The 19,138-nt window shown below is 71.1% G+C and carries 20 protein-coding genes; 15 read left to right on the top strand and 5 right to left on the bottom strand.

The window, feature by feature from the left end; all coding sequences use genetic code 11:
- Window positions 1-30 precede the first annotated feature (30 nt).
- From JHN63_RS34710 to JHN63_RS34695, 4 genes are all read left to right on the top strand, one after another.
- Window positions 31-555: a GNAT family N-acetyltransferase gene (locus JHN63_RS34710; RefSeq protein WP_200688352.1), complete on the top strand. Its 525-nt coding sequence runs from the start codon at window positions 31-33 to the stop codon at window positions 553-555.
- A gap of 15 nt (window positions 556-570) precedes the next feature.
- Window positions 571-966, top strand: a complete 396-nt coding sequence (locus JHN63_RS34705; RefSeq protein WP_200688330.1) for a hypothetical protein — start codon at window positions 571-573, stop codon at window positions 964-966.
- Between the two features lie 91 nt (window positions 967-1,057).
- Window positions 1,058-1,510 carry an Lrp/AsnC family transcriptional regulator gene (locus JHN63_RS34700; protein ID WP_019059706.1) on the top strand — a complete coding sequence of 151 codons (453 nt, stop codon included), beginning with the start codon at window positions 1,058-1,060 and terminating at the stop codon, window positions 1,508-1,510.
- 55 nt (window positions 1,511-1,565) lie between these two features.
- Window positions 1,566-1,994: a VOC family protein gene (locus JHN63_RS34695; protein WP_200688328.1), complete on the top strand. Its 429-nt coding sequence runs from the start codon at window positions 1,566-1,568 to the stop codon at window positions 1,992-1,994.
- A gap of 18 nt (window positions 1,995-2,012) precedes the next feature.
- Here JHN63_RS34695 and JHN63_RS34690 read toward each other — a convergent pair whose 3' ends face one another.
- Window positions 2,013-2,753, bottom strand: coding sequence for a GntR family transcriptional regulator (locus tag JHN63_RS34690; RefSeq protein WP_200688326.1), 741 nt, complete (start codon window positions 2,751-2,753; stop codon window positions 2,013-2,015).
- Window positions 2,754-2,977: 224 nt separating this feature from the next.
- On the opposite strand from JHN63_RS34690, the gene JHN63_RS34685 reads away from it, so the two are divergent.
- From JHN63_RS34685 to JHN63_RS34665, 5 genes are read left to right on the top strand one after another with little or no spacing between them, the layout of a single operon-like run.
- Entirely contained in the window at window positions 2,978-4,135 is a 1,158-nt protein-coding gene (locus JHN63_RS34685; protein WP_200688324.1) for an extracellular solute-binding protein, read from the top strand.
- A complete protein-coding gene (locus JHN63_RS34680; protein WP_200688317.1) occupies window positions 4,132-5,031 on the top strand; it encodes an ABC transporter permease subunit in 900 nt (299 codons plus the stop codon). Before JHN63_RS34685 ends, JHN63_RS34680 begins: the two co-directional genes overlap by 4 nt.
- Window positions 5,016-5,834 carry an ABC transporter permease gene (locus JHN63_RS34675; RefSeq protein ID WP_200688315.1) on the top strand — a complete coding sequence of 273 codons (819 nt, stop codon included), beginning with the start codon at window positions 5,016-5,018 and terminating at the stop codon, window positions 5,832-5,834. The genes JHN63_RS34680 and JHN63_RS34675 overlap by 16 nt, the downstream gene beginning before the upstream one ends.
- Window positions 5,835-5,837: 3 nt before the next feature.
- Complete coding sequence (locus JHN63_RS34670) at window positions 5,838-6,920, top strand: ABC transporter ATP-binding protein (RefSeq protein ID WP_200688313.1); 1,083 nt, start codon at window positions 5,838-5,840, stop codon at window positions 6,918-6,920.
- A 43-nt stretch (window positions 6,921-6,963) separates the two neighbouring features.
- Window positions 6,964-8,439, top strand: a complete 1,476-nt coding sequence (locus tag JHN63_RS34665; RefSeq protein WP_200688311.1) for an HAD-IA family hydrolase — start codon at window positions 6,964-6,966, stop codon at window positions 8,437-8,439.
- A gap of 6 nt (window positions 8,440-8,445) precedes the next feature.
- Here the strand turns inward: JHN63_RS34665 and JHN63_RS34660 are convergent, their stop codons facing one another.
- Window positions 8,446-9,318: a DUF1963 domain-containing protein gene (locus tag JHN63_RS34660; protein WP_200688309.1), complete on the bottom strand. Its 873-nt coding sequence runs from the start codon at window positions 9,316-9,318 to the stop codon at window positions 8,446-8,448.
- 232 nt (window positions 9,319-9,550) lie between these two features.
- Here JHN63_RS34660 and JHN63_RS34655 point away from each other — a divergent pair, with 232 nt between their 5' ends.
- A complete protein-coding gene (locus tag JHN63_RS34655) occupies window positions 9,551-10,339 on the top strand; it encodes a carbon-nitrogen hydrolase family protein (protein ID WP_200688307.1) in 789 nt (262 codons plus the stop codon).
- Window positions 10,340-10,386: 47 nt separating this feature from the next.
- Window positions 10,387-12,084 (top strand): NAD(P)/FAD-dependent oxidoreductase, encoded by a 1,698-nt coding sequence (locus JHN63_RS34650; RefSeq protein ID WP_200688305.1) that lies wholly within the window; start codon window positions 10,387-10,389, stop codon window positions 12,082-12,084.
- A gap of 19 nt (window positions 12,085-12,103) precedes the next feature.
- Here the strand turns inward: JHN63_RS34650 and JHN63_RS34645 are convergent, their stop codons facing one another.
- Window positions 12,104-13,033, bottom strand: a complete 930-nt coding sequence (locus JHN63_RS34645; protein WP_200688303.1) for an LLM class F420-dependent oxidoreductase — start codon at window positions 13,031-13,033, stop codon at window positions 12,104-12,106.
- Between the two features lie 88 nt (window positions 13,034-13,121).
- Complete coding sequence (locus tag JHN63_RS34640; RefSeq protein WP_200688301.1) at window positions 13,122-13,808, bottom strand: DUF5995 family protein; 687 nt, start codon at window positions 13,806-13,808, stop codon at window positions 13,122-13,124.
- A gap of 143 nt (window positions 13,809-13,951) precedes the next feature.
- Between JHN63_RS34640 and JHN63_RS34635 the strand changes: the two genes are divergently transcribed.
- The 3 genes from JHN63_RS34635 (at window position 13,952) to JHN63_RS34625 (ending at window position 17,021) form a co-directional block, all read left to right on the top strand.
- Window positions 13,952-15,058 carry a glycoside hydrolase family 6 protein gene (locus JHN63_RS34635; protein ID WP_200688350.1) on the top strand — a complete coding sequence of 369 codons (1,107 nt, stop codon included), beginning with the start codon at window positions 13,952-13,954 and terminating at the stop codon, window positions 15,056-15,058.
- A gap of 114 nt (window positions 15,059-15,172) precedes the next feature.
- Window positions 15,173-16,438, top strand: a complete 1,266-nt coding sequence (locus tag JHN63_RS34630; protein ID WP_200688299.1) for an alginate lyase family protein — start codon at window positions 15,173-15,175, stop codon at window positions 16,436-16,438.
- A 124-nt stretch (window positions 16,439-16,562) separates the two neighbouring features.
- A complete protein-coding gene (locus JHN63_RS34625; RefSeq protein WP_200688297.1) occupies window positions 16,563-17,021 on the top strand; it encodes a thioesterase family protein in 459 nt (152 codons plus the stop codon).
- Here the strand turns inward: JHN63_RS34625 and JHN63_RS34620 are convergent.
- Window positions 16,981-18,192 (bottom strand): MFS transporter, encoded by a 1,212-nt coding sequence (locus JHN63_RS34620; protein ID WP_200688291.1) that lies wholly within the window; start codon window positions 18,190-18,192, stop codon window positions 16,981-16,983. The two genes, JHN63_RS34625 and JHN63_RS34620, sit on opposite strands and share 41 nt — an antisense overlap.
- 183 nt (window positions 18,193-18,375) lie before the next feature.
- Between JHN63_RS34620 and JHN63_RS34615 the strand changes: the two genes are divergently transcribed.
- A partial coding sequence (locus JHN63_RS34615; protein WP_200688290.1) for an ROK family transcriptional regulator occupies window positions 18,376-19,138 on the top strand: 763 nt, incomplete at its 3' end.

Genomic DNA, 19,138 nt, shown 5'->3' with positions numbered 1-19,138 from the left:
CGGCGTAATCCGGCGGTTACCGTCGGACGTCTGGAGATCGTTGAGTGCCGGGCCGCCGACGTGGTGCTGCTCGACGAGTTCATCGGCTCGCCGGGGGCCGTCTCGACGCATGCCCGACGTTTCGCGCGGCAGCAAGCGGGCGGAAGCATCTATCTCCTCGCGTGGCTGGACGGTCGGCCGGTCGGTCACGCCGAGGTGATCTGGGACGGCTGCGCGGCCCCCGAGGTGCGGGCGGCGCTGCCCGGCTGCCCGGAGCTCAACGGTCTCGGCGTGTGGCCCCCTCGACTGCGCTCGCGCGGTATCGGCGGCGCGCTGATCCGGCGGGCCGAGGAACTGGCCCGGGAGCGCGGTCGTACGGTCCTCGGGCTGGGGGTCGCGGCCGACAACCCCCGAGCAGCCGCCCTCTACGCACGACTCGGGTACCGGCCCCTGACGGACTACGTGGACCGCTGGTCGTACGAGGACCGCGACGGGGTGACCCGCGCGTGCGCGGACCCCTGCACTTTCCTCACCAAGGAGCTGGCGTCAGGCCCCCTTGACGTCAAGCGGTCTTGACGCAACGCTGAACCCATGACGACGCCCCAGAGCATCGAACCCGAGCACACCCTCCTCACCGCCGTCGCCCGCCTCGACGCCCTCCGCACCCGCGAGTCCCTCGCCGGCTTCGGCAGCGACGCCGAGGCGCTCGACCGGACGGAGACGCTGGAGCTGCTCGCCCTGAGCGAGGTCGTCGCCCGCAAGGCCGCCTACGGCCGTCAGCTCACCGTCCGCGCGGCCCGCGAGGCCGGTGCCTCCTGGACGCAGATCGGGGCCGCGCTCGGCATGAGCAAGCAGGCGGCGTGGGAGGCGCACATGCGCTGGATCGACGGGCAGGCGGAGGTCTTCGGACAGCCCGGGCGGATCGGTTTCGACGAGGGCGATCTGGCCGAGGCACGTGCCCTCGCGGGGAAGCCGGACGAGGGCTGAACCATGTTCTACTTCGTATACGGCGGCCATCGCCGCTCCCGGCGGCCACCACCCGCATCAGCCGCACCACCCGAGAAGTGATCGATCCCCCGTGCTGAACGAACTCGACGAACGCATCGTGCACGCCCTCGCCGAGGACGCCCGCCGCTCCTTCGCGGACATCGGGCAACTCGTCGGTCTCTCCGCGCCCGCCGTGAAACGACGCGTGGACCGGCTGCGGGCCACCGGTGCCATCACCGGCTTCACCGTACGGGTGGACCCGTCGGCGCTCGGCTGGGAGACCGAGGGGTTCGTCGAGATCTACTGCCGGCACAACACCTCCCCGGACACCATCCGGCGAGGCCTTGAGCGCTATCAGGAGGTCGTCGCCGCGTCCACCGTCACCGGCGACGCGGACGCGGTCGTGCAGGTCTTCGCCGCCGACATGCGCCACTTCGAGCGGGTGCTGGAACGGATCGCGGGGGAGCCGTTCGTGGAACGGACGAAGTCCGTGCTGGTGCTCTCCCCGCTGCTGCGCCGCTTCTCGTCCGGCTCGCCCACATAGGCACGGCGTAGGCACACCGGGGCGATTGTCAGTGCCGGGTCGTACGGTCGAGGGCATGGCAGCACGAATCGATCTCACCCTCGACTGCGACGACGCCCAACTCCTCGCCGCGTTCTGGAAGACGGCCCTCGGCTACGTCGACGAGCCACCGCCCGCTCCCTTCGCCACGCGCGCCGAGTGGATCGCCCACTACGACCCGGAGGACGACGGCGGCGAGGACGACGGCGCCTGGCTCTGCGACCCGGACGGCGTCGGCCCGCGCCTTTCCGTCCTCAAGGTCCCCGAGCCCAAGACCGCCAAGAACCGCCTGCACCTAGACATCCGGGTGCCTGTGCGGGGCGGACCGGACGAGAGATGGGCGGCGATCAGAGCGGAGGCCGAGCGGCTGGTGGAGGCGGGCGGCCGGGTGCTCACGGAGTTCGACGGACACCATGTGGTGATGGCCGACCCCGAGGGCAACGAGTTCTGCGTGGCCGCTGGTTGAGCCCTCGACCCCCTGGGCTCACTCCGCCGTCTTGCGTGCCAGCGCGTTGTTTCCTATCGAGTTGTGCACACTGAAGCTCACCGCGTCCGAGCGGTAGCGGTCGTCCGACCACTCAACTGGCCTTCCCTCGCGGGTGGTTGTCACCCGGCGCACCCGCAGCAGCGGGCTGGTGCGGCGGATGCCCAGCAGCTCCGCGTCCTGCGCGCCCGCGGCGACCGCGTCGATGACGTGCTCGCCGTAGGCGAAGACCAACCCCGTGTCGTCGTACAGGCGTTGAGTGACCGACGGGCAGTCCGGTTCGATCGCCTCGACGGCCGGTGAGATCCAGTCGGCGTATACGGTCCGCTCCAGCAGGACCGGCTCGCCGTCCAGGCCGCGCACCCGCAGGACGTGCAACACCCGGGCCTTGTCGGTGAGTTGGAGGCGCACGACATCCTCGGCCGTGGCCGGGCGGTACTCCTGCGCGACCACGAGCCCGGTCGCCTCGCGCTCCATCGCGCGCGCCCACTCGGCGAAGCTGCGCAGCTCCGCGAAGCTCTGGCTGCGCCGGCTGGCCAGCACCATCCGGCGGGCGCCCTGGCGGGAGCCGATCAGCCCCTCGGCGGTGAGGGCCGCGACGGCCTGGCGGACCGTGCCGCGCGAGACGCCGTACTGCGCAGCGAGGTCCGTCTCCGCGGGCAGCCGGCTGCCGACTGTGTACTCCTCGCGGTCGATGGCTTTTCGCAGCTCGTCGGCGATCTCCTCGTGTCGCGCCGTCATGCTTCCCCTCCGAATCGACCACTGTGCACAGCGTGAGCAGCGTAGTCGAGTTCCCTCGGTGATCCGTGTCAGTCAGGAGTGTGCAGAGAAGAAGGGGTCACGGTTTCGCCAATGTTTACGAACAAGACACCATCGCCGGGCGTACTGAGGCCAACTTGTTCAGACAAGTTCTTCAGACAAGTTCTCCGCTCTGCTCAACCCTCGTGCGCACCCCTGGAGAGACCGTGACCGTGTCCCCGCCGAGAAACGCCGTCCTGGGTGGTTCCCTCGCCGTCGTCGCCGCGCTCGCCCTGAGCGCCTGCGGCGCCGCTCCCACCAACTCGTCGACCACCGCCGACGGCAAGAACGCCGCCACCGCCACCTCCGCCGCCGACTTCGGTGGCATGGCCGCCCTGGTGAAGGCCGCCAAGAAGGAGGGCACGCTGCACATCATCGCGGTGCCCCGTGACTGGGCCAACTACGGCGCCATCATCGACGGCTTCACCAAGAAGTACGGCATCAAGATCACGGACGAGAACCCGGACGGCTCCAGCCAGGACGAGATCAACGCCGTGACCTCCCGCAAGGGCCAGGACCGTGCGCCCGACGTGCTCGACCTCGGCTCCTCCTTCGCGCTCAGCGCCGCCCAGCAGGGCCTGCTCGCGCCGTACAAGGTCGCCTCCTTCGACCAGATCCCCGAGGGCCAGAAGGACCCGAAGGGGCAGTGGTTCAACGACTACGGCGGCTACATCTCCATCGGCTGCGACGCCAAGCGTGTGAAGGTCTGTCCGACCACCTTCGCGGACCTGCTGAAGCCGCAGTACAAGGGCCAGGTCGCCCTCAACGGCAACCCCACCAAGTCGGGTTCGGCCTTCGGTGGCGTGTACGCGGCGGCGCTCGCCAACAAGGGTTCCTTCGACGACATCCAGCCCGGCCTGGACTTCTTCGGCAAGCTGAAGAAGAACGGCAACTACACGCCCGTCGAGTCCACCCCGGCCACCGTCGAGAAGGGCGAGACGCCCATCTCCATCGACTGGGACTACCTGAACGCCGGTTACGCCGACGAGTTCAAGTCCAAGGGCGTCGACTGGAAGGTCACCATCCCGACCGACGGCCAGTACGCGCAGTACTACTCGCAGGCCATCAACAAGGACGCCCCGCACCCGGCGGCCGCCCGTCTGTGGCAGGAGTACCTGTACAGCGCCGAGGGCCAGAACCTGTGGCTCAAGGGGTACGCCCGTCCGGTCCTGATGACCTCCATGGAGTCGGCCGGCACGCTCGACAAGACCGCCGCCGCCAAGCTCCCGCAGGTCTCCGGCACCCCGTCCTTCCCGACCGAGGCCCAGCAGGCCAAGGCCAAGACCGTCATCGCGTCCGGCTGGGCGAAGGCCGTCTCCGGATGACGGCCACGCTCACGCGGGCCGACGTCGGCGCCGCCGCTTCTGTGAAGCGGCGGCGCCGCGTCCCCGGCTGGATCGCCGTGGTCCCGCTGCTCGTGTTCGTCGCGGTCGCCTTCGGGGTGCCCGCCATCGCGATGCTGAACGGCGCCTTCACCGTCAAGAACCAGACGACGGGCGCCACTTCGTACAGCACCGCCAACCTGACCGACTCGCTCCAGGGCGCCTACCTCACCGCGCTGATCGGCAGCGTCAAGCTGTCCGCCCTCTCGGCCGCCCTCGGCACCCTGCTCGGTCTCCCGCTCGCGCAGGTCGTCGTCACCTCCCGCTTCCGCGCGCTGCGCGAGGCCGTCCTCACCGCCTCCGGGGTCCTCGCCAACTTCGGCGGTGTCCCCCTCGCCTTCGCGTTCGTCGCCACGCTCGGCAACGCCGGTGTGCTGACGACCCACTTGGGCCTGAAGGACAAGGGCTGGGACCTCTACAGTTTCTCGGGTCTGGTCCTCGTCTATCTGTACTTCCTCATCCCGCTGATGGTTCTCACCATCACCCCCGCCCTGGAGGGCCTGCGCACCCAGTGGCGCGAGGCCGCCGCGAACAACGGCGCCACCGGCGTGCAGTACTGGCGGCACGTGGCCCTGCCGGTGCTGCTGCCCTCGCTGCTCGGCGGGTTCGTCCTCCTCTTCGGCAGCGCCTTCGCCGCGTACGCCACCGCCGCGGCCATGGTGGGCAGTTCGATCCCGCTGGTCACCCTGCAGATCGCCGACGCCATCTCCGGCAACGTGCTGGTCGGCCAGGAGAACGTGGCCCTCGCCCTCAGCCTCGACATGGTCCTGGTCGCGGGCCTGGTCATGGCCGTGTACCTGCCCCTGCAACGACGGAGCGCGCGATGGCTGGACGCCTGAACATCTGGCGGTGGGTCGTCCTCGGCCTCGCCGCCCTGTACTTCCTGGTGCCGCTCGCCGCGTCGGTGATCTTCACGGTCGACGTGCCTGGCGAGGGCGTCACCTTCGACGCCTACACCCAGATCGTCTCCGCCGACGGCTTCACCTCCAGCCTGGTGCTCTCGCTGGAACTCGCCGCCGCCACCATCGCCGTCGTCCTGCTCCTGATGGTCCCGGCCATGGTCGCGCTACGGCTCGGCGCGCCCCGGCTGCGCCCGGTCGTCGAGGTGATCTGCTCGCTGCCGCTGGTGGTGCCGCCGATCGCGTTCGTCGCCGGTATCGCCACCGTCCTCAAGTGGGGCCCCGACTACCTCTCGCGCACCCCGCTGTTCGAGACCTTCGTCGCCATCCAGAACCCGAGCTTCCCCTTCATCCTCGTCCTCGCCTACGTCGTGATGGCGCTGCCGTTCGTGTACCGGGCGCTGGACTCGGGGCTGCGCGCGATCGACGTGAAGACCCTCGTCGAGGCCGCCCGCAGTTGCGGCGCGAACTGGCCGCAGGCCCTCGTGCGGGCCGTACTGCCCAATCTGCGCGGGGCGTTGCTCAACGCGTCCTTCCTCACGCTGGCCCTGGTCCTCGGCGAGTTCACCGTGGCCCAGCTGCTCGGCTTCCAGCCCTTCGCCGTGTGGATCTACAGCGTCGGCGGGTCCAACGCCCAGCTCTCCGTCGCCGTCTCCGTGCTCAGCCTGGTCGTCACCTGGGCACTCCTCCTCACGCTCGCCGGTGTCGGCGGACGTGACAAAACCGCTTCGTCCCGGGGATGAACCATGACCGCCACCACGCTTGAGAAGACCGCGACGGACAACGCCGCCACCGTCGAATTCCGGGGCCTGCGCCGGGAGTTCGGCCCGACGGTCGCCCTCGACGGACTCGACCTGACCGTCCGGCCCGGCGAGTTCCTGGCCCTGCTCGGCCCCTCCGGCTGCGGCAAGACCACCGCCCTGCGTATGCTCGCCGGCTTCGAACACCCCACCTCCGGCGAGGTGTTGGTCGACGGCAAGGACGTCACCGACGTACCCGCGCACCGCCGCGACGCCGGGATGGTCTTCCAGTCGTACAGCCTCTTCCCGCATCTCAACGCGCTCGACAACGTCGCCTTCGGACTGCGCATGCGCAAGGTGCGTACGGCCGAACGGCGGTCCCGCGCGGCCGAGTTGCTCGATCTTGTCGGGCTCGGCGACAAGGGCGAGCGCTTCCCGCACCAGCTCTCCGGCGGCCAGCAGCAGCGCGTCGCGCTGGCCCGCGCGCTCGCCCTGCGCCCGCGCGTGCTGCTCCTGGACGAGCCGCTGTCGGCGCTCGACGCCAAGGTGCGGCTGTCCCTGCGCGAGGAGATCCGCCGCCTCCAGCAGGAACTCGGCATCACCACCCTCTTCGTGACGCACGATCAGGAAGAGGCCCTGTCCATCGCCGACCGGGTCGCCGTGATGCGCGCCGGAAAGCTCGAACAGTGCGCCGCCCCGGCCGAGTTGTACGGTCGGCCCGCGACCGCGTTCGTCGCCGAGTTCGTCGGCACGATGAGCCGCCTCCCGGGACGGCTCGCGGACGGGGTCGTCGAAGTACTCGGCGGCCAGCGCCTCCCGGTCGACGGCGAGGCCCCGGCCGGACCCGACGTGGACGTGCTCGTACGCCCCGAGGCGATCCATGTGCACGCCGACGAGGCCGGAGACGCACGTGTCGTGGGAACTGCCTTCCTGGGCGCGGTCGTTCGCGTCACCGTACGACTCGCCGACGACACCGAGGTCAAGGCCGACCTGCCCACCCACGAGGCCACCGCGCTCGGTGCCGGAGCCGCCGTGACGGTGTCGCTGCCGGAACGGCCGGTACTCGTGGCGGAACGCATCAACCCGTAGGGCCACAGTTGCCCGTGCAGTTCCCGTACTGAAAGAGAGAAACGTGACCCCCCACGCCCAACTCCCGCTCCAGGCCGTCCTGTTCGACATGGACGGCACGCTCGTCGACACCGAGCGGCTGTGGTGGGAGGCGGTGGAGCAGGTCGCGGGCAGGACCCTGACGGACGCGGACCAGCCGGAGGTGCTCGGCCGCCCGGTCGAGCACACCGCCGACTGGCTCGCCCGGGCCACGGGCGAGTCGGCGGCGGTCCTCGCGACCACCCTGCACCGGGAGTTCGCCGCCCGTGTCCGCACCGGCATCGTGCCCCGCCCCGGCGCGCTCGACCTCCTCGACGCCCTCGCCCGCGACGGCGTCCCCACGGCGCTCGTCACCGCGTCCCCCCGCGCGGTCGCCGACACCGTCCTCGACGCCCTCGGCGCGAGCCGCTTCGCCGTCTCCGTCACCGCCGACGACACCGGGCCCACCAAGCCCGCCCCCGACCCCTACCTCGCCGCCTGCCGCGCCCTCGGCGTCGACCCGGCGGCCTGCGTGGCCGTCGAGGACACCCAGACCGGCGTCAGCTCCGCCGAGGCGGCCGGCTGCGCGGTCCTCGCCGTACCCTCGCTGGCCCCGATCGACACGGCCCCCGGCCGGACCGTACGGGCGAGCCTCGTCGGGATCACCCCGGCGGACCTGCGCGCGATGGTGACGCACGAAACGCCGTACGAGCTACGCGTGTTGACCTGGAACCTCTGGCTCGGCGGCAGCAAGGTCGACGACCACCGCACCAAGCAGCTCAAGGCCATCGCGGAGACCGGCGCGGACGTGGTCGGCCTCCAGGAGACGGGCGGCACCGCCGCCGAGGAACTGGCCGAGGCGCTCGGCTGGCACCACCACCGCGCCGGCGAGAACCTCGGCGTGATCAGCCGCCACCCGATCACCGCCCGCTTCGGCGACCCGGACGTGGGCTTCTACGGCGCCGCCGGGGTCCGGATCGCCGTAGCCGAGGGCCGTGAGGTCGACCTGTGGACCTGCCACCTCGACTACACGCCCTACGGCCCCTACGAGTCCGCCTTCGACGGGCTCCCGGCCACCGATCTGATCGCCCACGAGGACGTACGGCTCGCGCAGATGCGGGACACCCTGGACCGGATCGCGGAGGCGGCCGAGGACGCCGTACCCGTCGTCCTGGTCGGCGACTTCAACAGCCCCTCGCACCTGGACTGGCCGGACGTGGAGTGGCCGGTCACGAAGGCGGCGGCGGACGCGGGCCTGCGGGACTCCTACCGGGAGGCCAACCCGGACCCGGTCGCCGAGCCCGGTCACACCTGGTCCCCGATCCACCCCCTGCACGAGGACGGCAGCGGTCGCCCTGAACCCCAGGACCGCATCGACTACGTCCTGCACCGGGGCCTGACCGTGCTCGACTCCCGCACCATCGTCACCGGCACCCCGAGCCCCTGGCCGGACGTGTCGGCGAACTGCTGGCCCTCGGACCACGCGGCCGTCCTCACGGTCTTCGCGGTGCCCAACTCGTAGGCCCTGTCAGGGATTCCAGAAGAACGACACGTGCGCGCGGTCGAAGCGGCGCTCGGCCAGATCCTGGCGCGGGATCACCCAGTGCAGGGTGGAACCCTCCCGGCCGTCGAGATCGATGTCCCACTGGGCGAGCAGCACCCACTCCGCGGCGGCGGGCAGCCCGGCGGTGTCGGCGGACCCGGGGGACTGCTCGGCCCGGATCCGTCGCGACTGCTCCGCGTCCGCCGCCGCGTCCGTGACGGGGTCCGTCTCCGTGCACTCGTGGGAGGCGTACCCGCCGATGTGCAGCGGTCCGTCGACGACGATGTCGCCGTACGTCTCCTCCCACGCCTCGGCCAGCTCCCAGGCATGGGGATGGCCGGGGAGCGTGACGGTCCCCCCGCCGGTCTCCGGGGACGGGGCCAGGAAGTGGGACGGCAGACAGACATCGGGCGCCAGCCGCAGCTCCTCCTGCGGGAACTGCTCGTGGATCGCGCGCGTCTCGTCGTCGTGGACGCTCTCGTACTTCGGCCCCCGCTCCTCGACGGGTGTCCCCTCGGGGACGTACACGACGTCTCCGGCACTCCCGCCGAAGTACGTCATCTCGGGGAAGCCGAAGAGCAGCAGCCGGCCGTCGGCCGGCAGCGCGAGGCCCGTCGTCTCCTCGGGCAGGGCCGCGCAGTCGAGGGTCGCGAGTAACGGGGACCAGGGGGCGGGGACGTCGGCGGGCAGCAGCAGCGGCCCGCCGAACCTGCCGACCACCGGCCCGTCCCCGCCGGTGACGAGGGTCCCGGACGGACGGGCGGTGGCGATCCACCGCTCGACGTCCTGGAGCGGTATCCCGCGCCGCAGCGCCTCCGCGCGGAACGGCGCGAGCCGGTTGATCAGTTCAGGATTCATGCGCGGAAACATACGCGTGGGGTCCGACAACCGGTCCGCCGCACGGGAACGGCCGCGCCCACCAGGCACGCAACGAATCGCCGCCCCACCCCGCCCGCACGCAACAAAACGCCCACCGGCGCGCAATGGCTCCTTCTTGTCCGGCCCGGCCCCTCGGCCGTACCGTCTAGAGGGCCCCTTGACAAGTGGCTCTCCCCTCTTTTCCACCCTTTCGTACCGGTGAGGACCACACATGCGCACCGCCCTGCTCCAGAGCTCCGGCCGCCCCGGCTCGATCGTCGAGAACCTCAAGGTCCTCGACGAGGCCGCGGGCCGGGCGGCGGCCGCCGGCGCCGGGCTGCTCGCCGCGCCGGAGATGTTCCTCACCGGGTACGCGATCGGCGACGACATCGGCCGCCTGGCCGAGCCCGCCGACGGCGACTCCGCCGACACCGTCGCCGAGATCGCCGGCCGCCACGGCCTCGCGATCGCCTACGGCTACCCGGAGCGCGACGGCGACACCGTGTACAACTCGGCCCAGCTGATCTCCGCCGACGGCACCCGCCTCGCCAACTACCGCAAGACCCACCTCTTCGGCGACTTCGAGCGCGCACACTTCACCCCGGGCGAACAGCCGGTCGTCCAGGCCGAGTTGAACGGCCTCCGGGTCGGCCTGATGATCTGCTACGACGTCGAGTTCCCCGAGCCCGTCCGCGCCCACGCGCTCGCCGGCACCGACCTGCTCATCGTCCCTACGGCGAACATGCACCCGTTCGAGTTCGTCGCCGAGTCCCTGGTCCCGGTGCGGGCCTGGGAGAACCAGATGTACGTGGCGTACATCAACAGGATCGGCCAGGAAGGGGAGTTCGACTTCTACGGCCTCTCCACCCTCGCCGGTCCCGACGGAGTCGCCCGCACCCGCGCCGGCCGCGGCGAGGAACTCCTCCTCACGGACATCGACGCCGAGTTCCTGGCCGACTCCCGTGCGGCGAACCCTTATCTGACGGACCGTCGCCCCGGCCTCTACGGGTCCCTCGCCTGAATCCCCCCTGCTCTTCCTGTACTTGTTCCGCAAGGAGTCCCCACCCCATGACGTCCACGGTGCCCAACGCCGTCCAGCACGCCGACGAGCGGCAGCCGCCGATCACGATGTTCGGGCCGGACTTCCCGTACGCGTACGACGACTTCCTGGCCCACCCGGCGGGCCTCGGCCAGATACCCGCGACCGAGCACAGCACCGAAGTCGCGGTGATCGGCGGCGGGTTGTCCGGCATCGTCGCCGCCTACGAGCTGATGAAGATGGGCCTCAAGCCCGTCGTCTACGAGGCCGATCGGATCGGTGGCCGACTGCGCACCGTGGGCTTCGAGGGCTGCGACCCGTCGCTGACCGCCGAGATGGGCGCGATGCGCTTCCCGCCCTCCTCCACCGCCCTCCAGCACTACATCGACCTGGTCGGACTCGAGACCCGCCCGTTCCCCAACCCCCTTGCGGAGGAGACCCCTTCGACGGTCGTCGACCTCAAGGGCGAGTCGCACTACGCGACCACCGTGGACGACCTCCCGCAGGTCTACCGCGACGTGATGCACGCCTGGAACGCCTGCCTCGAAGAGGGCGCCGACTTCTCCGACATGAACCGCGCCATGCGCGAACGCGACGTCCCGCGCATCCGCGAGATCTGGTCGAGGCTCGTCGAGAAACTCGACAACCAGACCTTCTACGGCTTCCTCTGCGACTCCGAGTCCTTCAAATCCTTCCGCCACCGCGAGATCTTCGGCCAGGTCGGCTTCGGAACGGGCGGCTGGGACACGGACTTCCCCAACTCGATCCTCGAAATCCTGCGCGTCGTCTACACCGAGGCCGACGACCACCACCGCGGCATCGTCGGCGGCTCGCAGCAACTCCCGCTCCGCCTCTGGGACCGCGAGCCCCAGAAGATCGTCCACTGGCCCTACGGCACCTCGCTGGCATCCCTGCACGTGGGCGGCGAGCCCCGCCCCGCCGTGACCCGGCTGCACCGCACGGCCGGCAACGGCATCACGGTGACGGACGCGGCCGGTGACATCCGCACCTACCGGGCGGCGATCTTCACCGCCCAGTCCTGGATGCTGCTGTCGAAGATCGACTGCGACGACTCGCTCTTCCCGATCGACCACTGGACCGCGATCGAGCGCACCCACTACATGGAGTCCTCGAAGCTGTTCGTCCCGGTGGACCGGCCGTTCTGGCTGGACAAGGACGAGGAGACCGGCCGGGACGTCATGTCGATGACGCTCACCGACCGTATGACACGCGGGACTTACCTCCTCGACGACGGCCCGGACAGGCCCGCCGTCATCTGCCTCTCGTACACCTGGTGCGACGACAGCCTCAAGTGGCTGCCGCTGTCGGCCAACGAGCGGATGGAGGTCATGCTGAAGTCGCTCGGCGAGATCTATCCGAAGGTCGACATCAGGAAGCACGTCATCGGCAACCCGGTGACCGTCTCCTGGGAGAACGAGCCGTACTTCATGGGCGCGTTCAAGGCCAACCTGCCCGGCCACTACCGGTACCAGCGGCGCCTGTTCACCCACTTCATGCAGGACCGGCTGCCCGCGGACAAGCGGGGCGTGTTCCTCGCGGGCGACGACATCTCCTGGACGGCCGGCTGGGCCGAGGGCGCCGTCCAGACCGCGCTGAACGCGGTCTGGGGCGTCATGCACCAACTGGGCGGCACGACCGACCCGACCAACCCCGGTCCCGGGGACGTCTACGACTCGATCGCGCCGATCGAACTGCCGGAGGACTGACGGGAGTTCGGTCCGGAGTTCAGACCCCGGCCGCGCGGGCCGCCGTGTACAGCTCGGCGGCCAGGTCCTTGAGTTCCTCGGCGTCGCGCGGGACACCGGCGAACTCGAAGAAGTACTCGTCGAGACCGACCTCGACATGCGCCACGAGATCGGTCACGATCTGGTCGAAGTTGCCGTGGAACGGCGGGCGGTCCGCGCCCTCGTACGCCTTGGGCGTGTACCCCAGGTTGATCCTGGCCACCGACTGGAGGGGTGCGGTGCGGCCCCGCTCGGCGGCCAGTTCGCGCAACGCCCGCCACTCGGCGGCCAGTTGCTCGGCACCCATGGCCACCGGCTGCCAGCCGTCGGCGTGGTCGACGAGACGGATCCGCGCCTTCCTGCTCATCCCGGGCAGCAGTACGGGGATCGGCCGGGCGGGCTTCGGGCCGACCACCGCCGAGGCGACGGTGCTCAACTCGCCCTCGTACGCCACCGGGTCAGGCCCCCACACCGCGCGGCACACGGCGAGAATCTCGTCCAGGGACTTGCCCCGGTCCTCGAACGGGGCGATCCCCGCCGCCGCGTACTCGTCGAGCGACCAGCCGGTGCCGAGCCCGGCCACCACCCGGCCGCCGCTCGCCGCGTCCAACGTGCCGAGCGTCCTGGCCAGTTGGAACGGTCCGTGCAGCGGGGCCACCAGGACACTGGTGCCGAGCCGGGCCCGCCGGGTGGCCGACACGGCCAGCGCCAGCGTCACCAGGGGTTCGGCGACCGAGCGGTACTCATCGGGCCACGGGACGCCCGCCATGTTGTAGAGCCCCTGCGTCGCGGGCTCCGGGAAGAGGGCGCGTTCGAACACCCACAGGCTCTCGTAGCCGATCTCCTCGGCCGCGCGGGCCACGTCCGGGACGTCCTTGCCGATGTCGTACTGCCGTGTCTGGGGAAGAGTGAGACCCAACTTGGTGGCCATGCTCATGCTCCTTCGCATCAGGCATTTCAACCGTCAACGTAACTCTCGCGACGCGGCACGACGGGCCCTGTCTCCCGGTATGGCTGGATCAGTCCGGCAGTGGCGTGAGCATCATGCGGCCCGCGAGCCCCACCGCCGCGTCCAGCCGCTCGGTGAACTCCTCGGCGACATCGGGCAGTCCACGCAGCGCCCACAGGGCCCGCGCCGCCGTCCAGGTGGCCTCCCGGGCGCGCTCCAGACTCCACGAGCCGAGCAGATGCGTGAGCGGATCGGCGATCTGGAACAGGTCGGGCCCCGGCATCAGTTCCTCGCGGACGCGCTCCTCCAGCGAGACGAGGAGATCGCCCACGCGGTCGAACTCGTCCTCCAGCTCGGCCGGTTCGCAGTCGAGCGTACGACAGGCGTCCACGACGGCCAGCGCGAGATCGTGGCCGATATGGGCGTTGATGCCGGACAGGGCGAACTGCAGCGGTCGTACGCCCGGATGCCGGCGGAGCTGGAACAGCGGGCGCCAACAGGCGGGCGGGCGGCGCCCGTCGGCGGCCGCGTCCACGGCCGCCAGGTACCGCTCCGCGAACCGTACGTCCAGCGTGACCGCGGCCCGCGCGTCGGCGAACCGCCCGGCGTCGACGCTCCGGTCGACCGCTTCCGTGACGGCGAGGTAGACGCGGTTGAACACCGCGATCCCGTCCCGCGCGGGCAGTTCCTCGTCGAGCGCGCGCAGCCGGGAGACGACGATGTCCACGGGTGTGGTGAAGTGTGCCAATTGCCCCATGGGGGCAGCGTCCCAGTCCTACGCTGACCGAGGTGCCGCCGGGCCCGACACTTCCCCAGAACGGGGGAACGGGCGCGGCGCGAGGGGGCGGCGTGTCGGGTTCGCGGGGCCGGCGGCGGAGTGGGGCCGTCCGGCGGGGCGTGCTGATCGTGGCCGCTTCGGTCGTGGTCGCGGTCGGCGCGGTGACCGGGATGATCAGGGCGCTGGACGACGGGCACGGCACGGACCGGGCCCGGCCGGACGCGAGCGGCGCGACGCTGCTGGTGCCACTGCCCGACGTGCCATCGGCGTCGAACTCCCCTTCCGCGAAGGCGAGTTCGTCCCCGAGCCCGAAGAAGACCCCCTCGACCGGCACCGCCCGGAAGCCGCACCGGACCGCCACCGTCTCCCCCCGCCTCTACCGCCACCCGGAGTCCCAGGTCCTCGACTGGGTCCACGCCCACCCCGACGACCCCCGCACGGAGGTCATCCAGTCCCGGATCGCCGATCAGCCGGCGGCGGTGTGGTTCGCGGACTTCACGCCGTCGACGATCACCTCCCGGGTCCGCGCGGTCACTTCGGGGGCCGCCGCGCAGGGCCGGGTGCCGGTCGTCGTGCCGTACGCGATCCCGGAACGGGACTGCGGCGGGGCCTCCGAGGGCGGGGCCGAGGACTTCGACGCGTACGACGGCTGGATCGACTCCTTCGCCGCGGGACTGGGTTCGGGGGAGGTGGTCGTGATCCTGGAACCGGACTCCATAGCCCAGGCCGACTGCCTCTCCGAGTCCCAACGCGCCGACCGCTTCGAGGCGTTGGCCCGCGCGGGCCGCGTCCTGAAGGCCGCCGACCCGAAGGCCCGCGTCTACTACGACGCGGGTCACTCCGACTGGAACCCGGCCGCCCAACAGGCGACCCTCCTCCAGCGGGCGGGCGCGGCCTCCGCCGACTCGTCCGACGGCATCTTCAGCAACGTCTCGAACTTCCACGCCACTTCGGCCGAGATCGCCTACGACCGCCGGGTCCTCGACGCCCTCGGCGGCCCCGCGAGCCTCGGCGCCGTCATCGACACCAGCCGCAACGGCAACGGTGCTCCGACCGACGGCCAGTGGTGCGACCCGGCGGGCCGCAAGATCGGCCGCGCGCCGAGCCTGAACACCGGGGAGGCGCGGATCGACGGGTATCTGTGGGTCAAGTTGCCCGGGGAGTCGGACGGTTGCCGGGGCGAGGCCGGCACGTTCACCGCCTCGTACGCCTACGATCTGGCGCGCTGAACGACATCTCTGTACGTGAATCCGGTCCGGACCATTGTCACGGCCGCTGCCCGGTCTTACGCTCACACGGTTCCATTCATGAACGGTGTTCATATCCATGATTGGAGTTGGTGGATGAGCGCCAGACCCCGCCTCGGCGTCCTCCTCGCGGCCGTGGCCACACTGACCGCCGTGTTCGTCCCCTCGGCCGCCGCGCACTCGGCGCCCGCCGTCCCGAAGACCGCCGTCCTCGACGGCACCCGCCTCCAGCAGACCAAGCTCCGGCTGGACCGCGGTGACCCCCAACTCCGCCGCGCCCTGCGGAACTTGACGGCCCGCGCCGACAACTGGCTGGACCAGGGCCCCTGGACGGTCGTGGACAAACCGAAGCCCGCTCCCGGAGGGGATGTTCACGACTATCTGAGCCAGGCCCCGTACTGGTGGCCCACGACCACGCCGACCGCCGACAACCCCTGGGGCTGCCCGTACGTCCAGCGCGACGGTCAGCGCAATCCCGAGGTCGACACCGGGACCGACCGCCAGGACGTCGAGAAGGTCTTCGACTCGACGTACGACCTCGCGCTCGCCTGGTACTACACCGGTGACAAGCGCTATGCGCGCAAGGCCGACCAGGTCCTGCGCACCTGGTTCCTCGACCCGGCCACGCGGATGAACCCCAACCTGAACCACGCCCAGTTCATCCCCTGCAAGTACGACGGCCGCGCCATCGGCATCATCGACTTCTCCCAGTCGTACACCAGCGTCGTCGACGCCATCGCGATCCTCGGCACCGGCGCCCCCGGCTGGACGAAGACCGACCGCACGGCGATGGCCCGGTGGAACTCGGACTTCCTCGGCTGGCTGAAGAACAGCGCCTTCGGCACGCAGGAGGGCGCCGCCGCCAACAACCACGGCACCTTCTACGACATGGAGTTGGCCGCCCTCGCCTACGCGACCGGCGACACGGCACTGGCGAAGCGGACCGTGCTGGACGCCCGCGCCAAACGCATCGACCCGCAGATCGCGGGCGACGGCAGTCAGCCGCAGGAGCTCGCGCGGACCCGGAGTTGGCACTACTCGACCTTCGACCTGGTCGCGTACACCCGGCTCGCCGCCATCGGCCGGCACGTCGGCGTGAACCTGTGGACCTATCAAGGCCCGGACGGGCAGGGCCTGTTGAAGGCGGTGGACTATCTGCTGCCGGCCGCGACCGGGGCCGCCGCGTGGTCGCATCCGGAGCTGGAGTTCTACCGGTACGCGGCGAGCGACATCGTCCACGCGGCCGCCGACGCGGGCGACGCGCGCGCGAAGGCCGCCGTACCGAAGCTGGAGGCGCCACCCGGTGGTGACCTGTGGGCGCTGCGTCCGGCGGCCGAGCAGTTGGACTCGATCGCCGGTTGACCATCCCTCCATGCAGGCCCACCCGAGCAGGGCCTTCTCGAACAGGGGTTCCTGAGCGGTCGCTTAGAATAGGGCGTCCCCACAGTCTCCACCGCCCCACTCAGCACCGCTCGGGAGCCCCGCCGTGACCGTCGAATCCCCGTCCGCCACCGCCCTGTCGTACGGCCGCCTCCTATCGGTCACGGTCCACTTCGACGACCTGGACGCGCTGGGCATGCTGCACAACGCCCGCTACCCGCTCCTGGTGGAACGGGCCTGGACCGAGCTGTGGCAGGAGCACGGGGTCCGCTTCGACGGCGACTGGGCGAGCGCCGGCGACGCCTGCAACGTGGTCAAGGAACTGCTGATCAGCTACGAGGCGCCGGTCACCAGGCCGGGCGCGTACGCCGTCCACCTCTGGCTGGACCGGCTCGGCACCACGGGCCTGACGTACGGCTTCCGGTTCTGCTCGGCGGAGGGAGCGACGACGTATGCCACCGGTACCCGGGTCCTCGTCCGGCTGGACGCGCGGACGCTGCGTCCCGCGCCCTGGAGCGAGGGGTTCAGGGCCGTGGGCCGGACACTGCTGCGCTCGGCGGACTGACCTTCGGGCGGTCCCGGTCCCCGGCACGCAACACGCCCGCGAAGATCACCAGCCCGCCCGCCAACGCCGTGACCAGGCAGAACGACACGACCAGGCTCGTCGCCTGCGCCACCCCGCCGATCAGGCTCGGCGCGACAAGCCCCGAGGTGTAGGTGATCGTCGCCACGCCCGCGATGGCCTGGCTCGGGTTGGGGCCGCTGCGGCCCGCCGCCGCGAAGCACAGCGGGACGACCACGGCGATGCCCAGACCGAGCAGCGCGAAGCCGACCATCGTCAGCGCCGGGTTCTCCGCGAGGACGATCAGCAGGCCGCCGAACACGGCGAGGACGCCGCCCGCACGGACCGTGCGCACCGAGCGGAAGCGGTTCACGACCGCGTCGCCCACCAGCCGGGCCACCGCCATCGTCAGCATGAAGCCGGTCGTCGAGGCCGCCGCGAGCCCGGCCGACGTACCCAACTGGTCCTTCAGGAACACCGCCGACCAGTCCAGGCTCGCCCCCTCCGCGAACACCGCGCAGAAGCCCACCGCGCCGATGAGCAGCGCGGACCTCGGCGGCAGCGTGAACCGCGGCGGCGCCTCCTCCGCCACGCCCGGGGGGATGTCGAGCACCCAGTGGCAGGCGGTCACACCGAGCACCGTCAGGATCGCGGCGGCGATGAGGTGGTGCACGCGCGCGTCGGAACCGAGGTGCGCGGCGAGCGTGCCGCCCGCCGACCCGATCAGGGCGCCCGCGCTCCACATGCCGTGCAGCCCCGACATGATCGACTTGTCGAGGAGGCGCTCGATCTCGACGCCGAGCGCGTTCATGGCGACGTCGGCCATGCCCGCGCTCGCGCCGTACGTGAACATCGCCAGGCACAGGGTGACCAGGTTCGGTGCGAGGGACGGCAGGACCAGGGACGTCGTCCACAGGGCGATCAGCCCGCGCAGGGCCGTACGGCTGCCGAAGCGGTGGGTGATCCAGCCGGCCAGCGGCATCGAGCAGGAGGCGCCGAACGCCCCGAAGGCCAGGGCGAATCCGAGCCAGCCCGCGGAGACGTGCGCGTGCTCCTGGATCCACGGCACGCGGGTCGCGAACGAGCCGGTGACCGCGCCGTGCACGGCGAAGACGGCCGCCACGGCGTACTGGGCGCGCTTCACCTCGTGTCGGTCGTAGACCACTTCGCTCATTGTCCGGCTCCTCCTGCTGTTCCTTGCTGTTCTCTGCTGTTCCCTGCTGTTCCCTGCGGTTCAAGTCCCCGCTCGCGAGGTCCCGACCCCGCTGGCGTCGCGTAAACTATCAGGAACCCTGCCTGATAGATAGAGAGATACCGGCCGCCCGTCGCACCCCCTCGATCTGGGAGGATTCCCGGCATGCCCGCATCCCCGAGCACCGCCCGGGCCATCAACGACCGGCTCGCCCTGCGGCTGTTGCAGCAGGAAGGCCCGCTGACGGCAGGGCAGTTGAAGCAGCGCACCGGACTGTCCCGGCCGACCGTCGCCGACCTCGTCGAACGCCTCACGGCCTCCGGGCTGATCGAGATGGTCGGCGAGTCCGGGGAGCAACGGCGGGGCCCGAACGCCCGGTTGTACGGCATCGTCGCCGACCATCTCGATCAGCCCGGAGGCCGTGAGGCGTTCGACGAGGTCGGCGANCGGGTGCTGGCCGAGGCGTCCGTACCGATCGACGGCGACTCGGGCACGGGCCCGGCGGTCGAACAGGCCGTCGCGCTCGTGGAACGCGCGGCGAAGGAGGCGGGCGCGGAGCAGCTCCACACCGTGGCCATCGGTGCCCCCGGCCTCATCGACCCGACCACCGGCGAACTCCGCGACACCACGGGCCTGCCCGCCTGGCACCGCCGCCTGGTCGCCGCCCTCCACGAACGCCTCCCCGACGCCCGCATCGTCGTGGAGAACGAGACCAACCTCGCGGCCCTCGCCGAACAGCGCGACGGCGCGGCCCACGACCGCGACACCTTCGTCCTGCTCTGGCTGGGCATGGGCATCGGCGCGGCGGTGGTCCTGGACGGGGTCGTGCGCAGGGGTGCGTCGGGCGGCGCGGGCGAGATCGGCTTCCTTCCGGTGCCGGGGACGCGGGGGTTGCCCTCGGCGATGGACTGCGAGGGGGGTTTTCACT

This window comes from Streptomyces sp. MBT65 (assembly GCF_016612545.1).
In the GTDB taxonomy this organism is placed as follows: domain Bacteria; phylum Actinomycetota; class Actinomycetes; order Streptomycetales; family Streptomycetaceae; genus Streptomyces.
This window is presented reverse-complemented; position numbering and strand designations above follow the sequence as displayed.

Excerpts from the sequence above, each read along its gene's own strand:
- JHN63_RS34705 (WP_200688330.1), top strand. The coding sequence starts at position 571 with ATGACGACGCCCCAGAGCATCGAACCCGAGCACACCCTCCTCACCGCC.
- JHN63_RS34695 (WP_200688328.1), top strand. The coding sequence starts at position 1,566 with ATGGCAGCACGAATCGATCTCACCCTCGACTGCGACGACGCCCAACTC.
- JHN63_RS34690 (WP_200688326.1), bottom strand. The coding sequence starts at position 2,753 with ATGACGGCGCGACACGAGGAGATCGCCGACGAGCTGCGAAAAGCCATC.
- JHN63_RS34680 (WP_200688317.1), top strand. The coding sequence starts at position 4,132 with ATGACGGCCACGCTCACGCGGGCCGACGTCGGCGCCGCCGCTTCTGTG.
- JHN63_RS34675 (WP_200688315.1), top strand. The coding sequence starts at position 5,016 with ATGGCTGGACGCCTGAACATCTGGCGGTGGGTCGTCCTCGGCCTCGCC.
- JHN63_RS34670 (WP_200688313.1), top strand. The coding sequence starts at position 5,838 with ATGACCGCCACCACGCTTGAGAAGACCGCGACGGACAACGCCGCCACC.
- JHN63_RS34660 (WP_200688309.1), bottom strand. The coding sequence starts at position 9,318 with ATGAATCCTGAACTGATCAACCGGCTCGCGCCGTTCCGCGCGGAGGCG.
- JHN63_RS34655 (WP_200688307.1), top strand. The coding sequence starts at position 9,551 with ATGCGCACCGCCCTGCTCCAGAGCTCCGGCCGCCCCGGCTCGATCGTC.
- JHN63_RS34650 (WP_200688305.1), top strand. The coding sequence starts at position 10,387 with ATGACGTCCACGGTGCCCAACGCCGTCCAGCACGCCGACGAGCGGCAG.
- JHN63_RS34645 (WP_200688303.1), bottom strand. The coding sequence starts at position 13,033 with ATGGCCACCAAGTTGGGTCTCACTCTTCCCCAGACACGGCAGTACGAC.
- JHN63_RS34640 (WP_200688301.1), bottom strand. The coding sequence starts at position 13,808 with ATGGGGCAATTGGCACACTTCACCACACCCGTGGACATCGTCGTCTCC.
- JHN63_RS34630 (WP_200688299.1), top strand. The coding sequence starts at position 15,173 with ATGAGCGCCAGACCCCGCCTCGGCGTCCTCCTCGCGGCCGTGGCCACA.
- JHN63_RS34620 (WP_200688291.1), bottom strand. The coding sequence starts at position 18,192 with ATGAGCGAAGTGGTCTACGACCGACACGAGGTGAAGCGCGCCCAGTAC.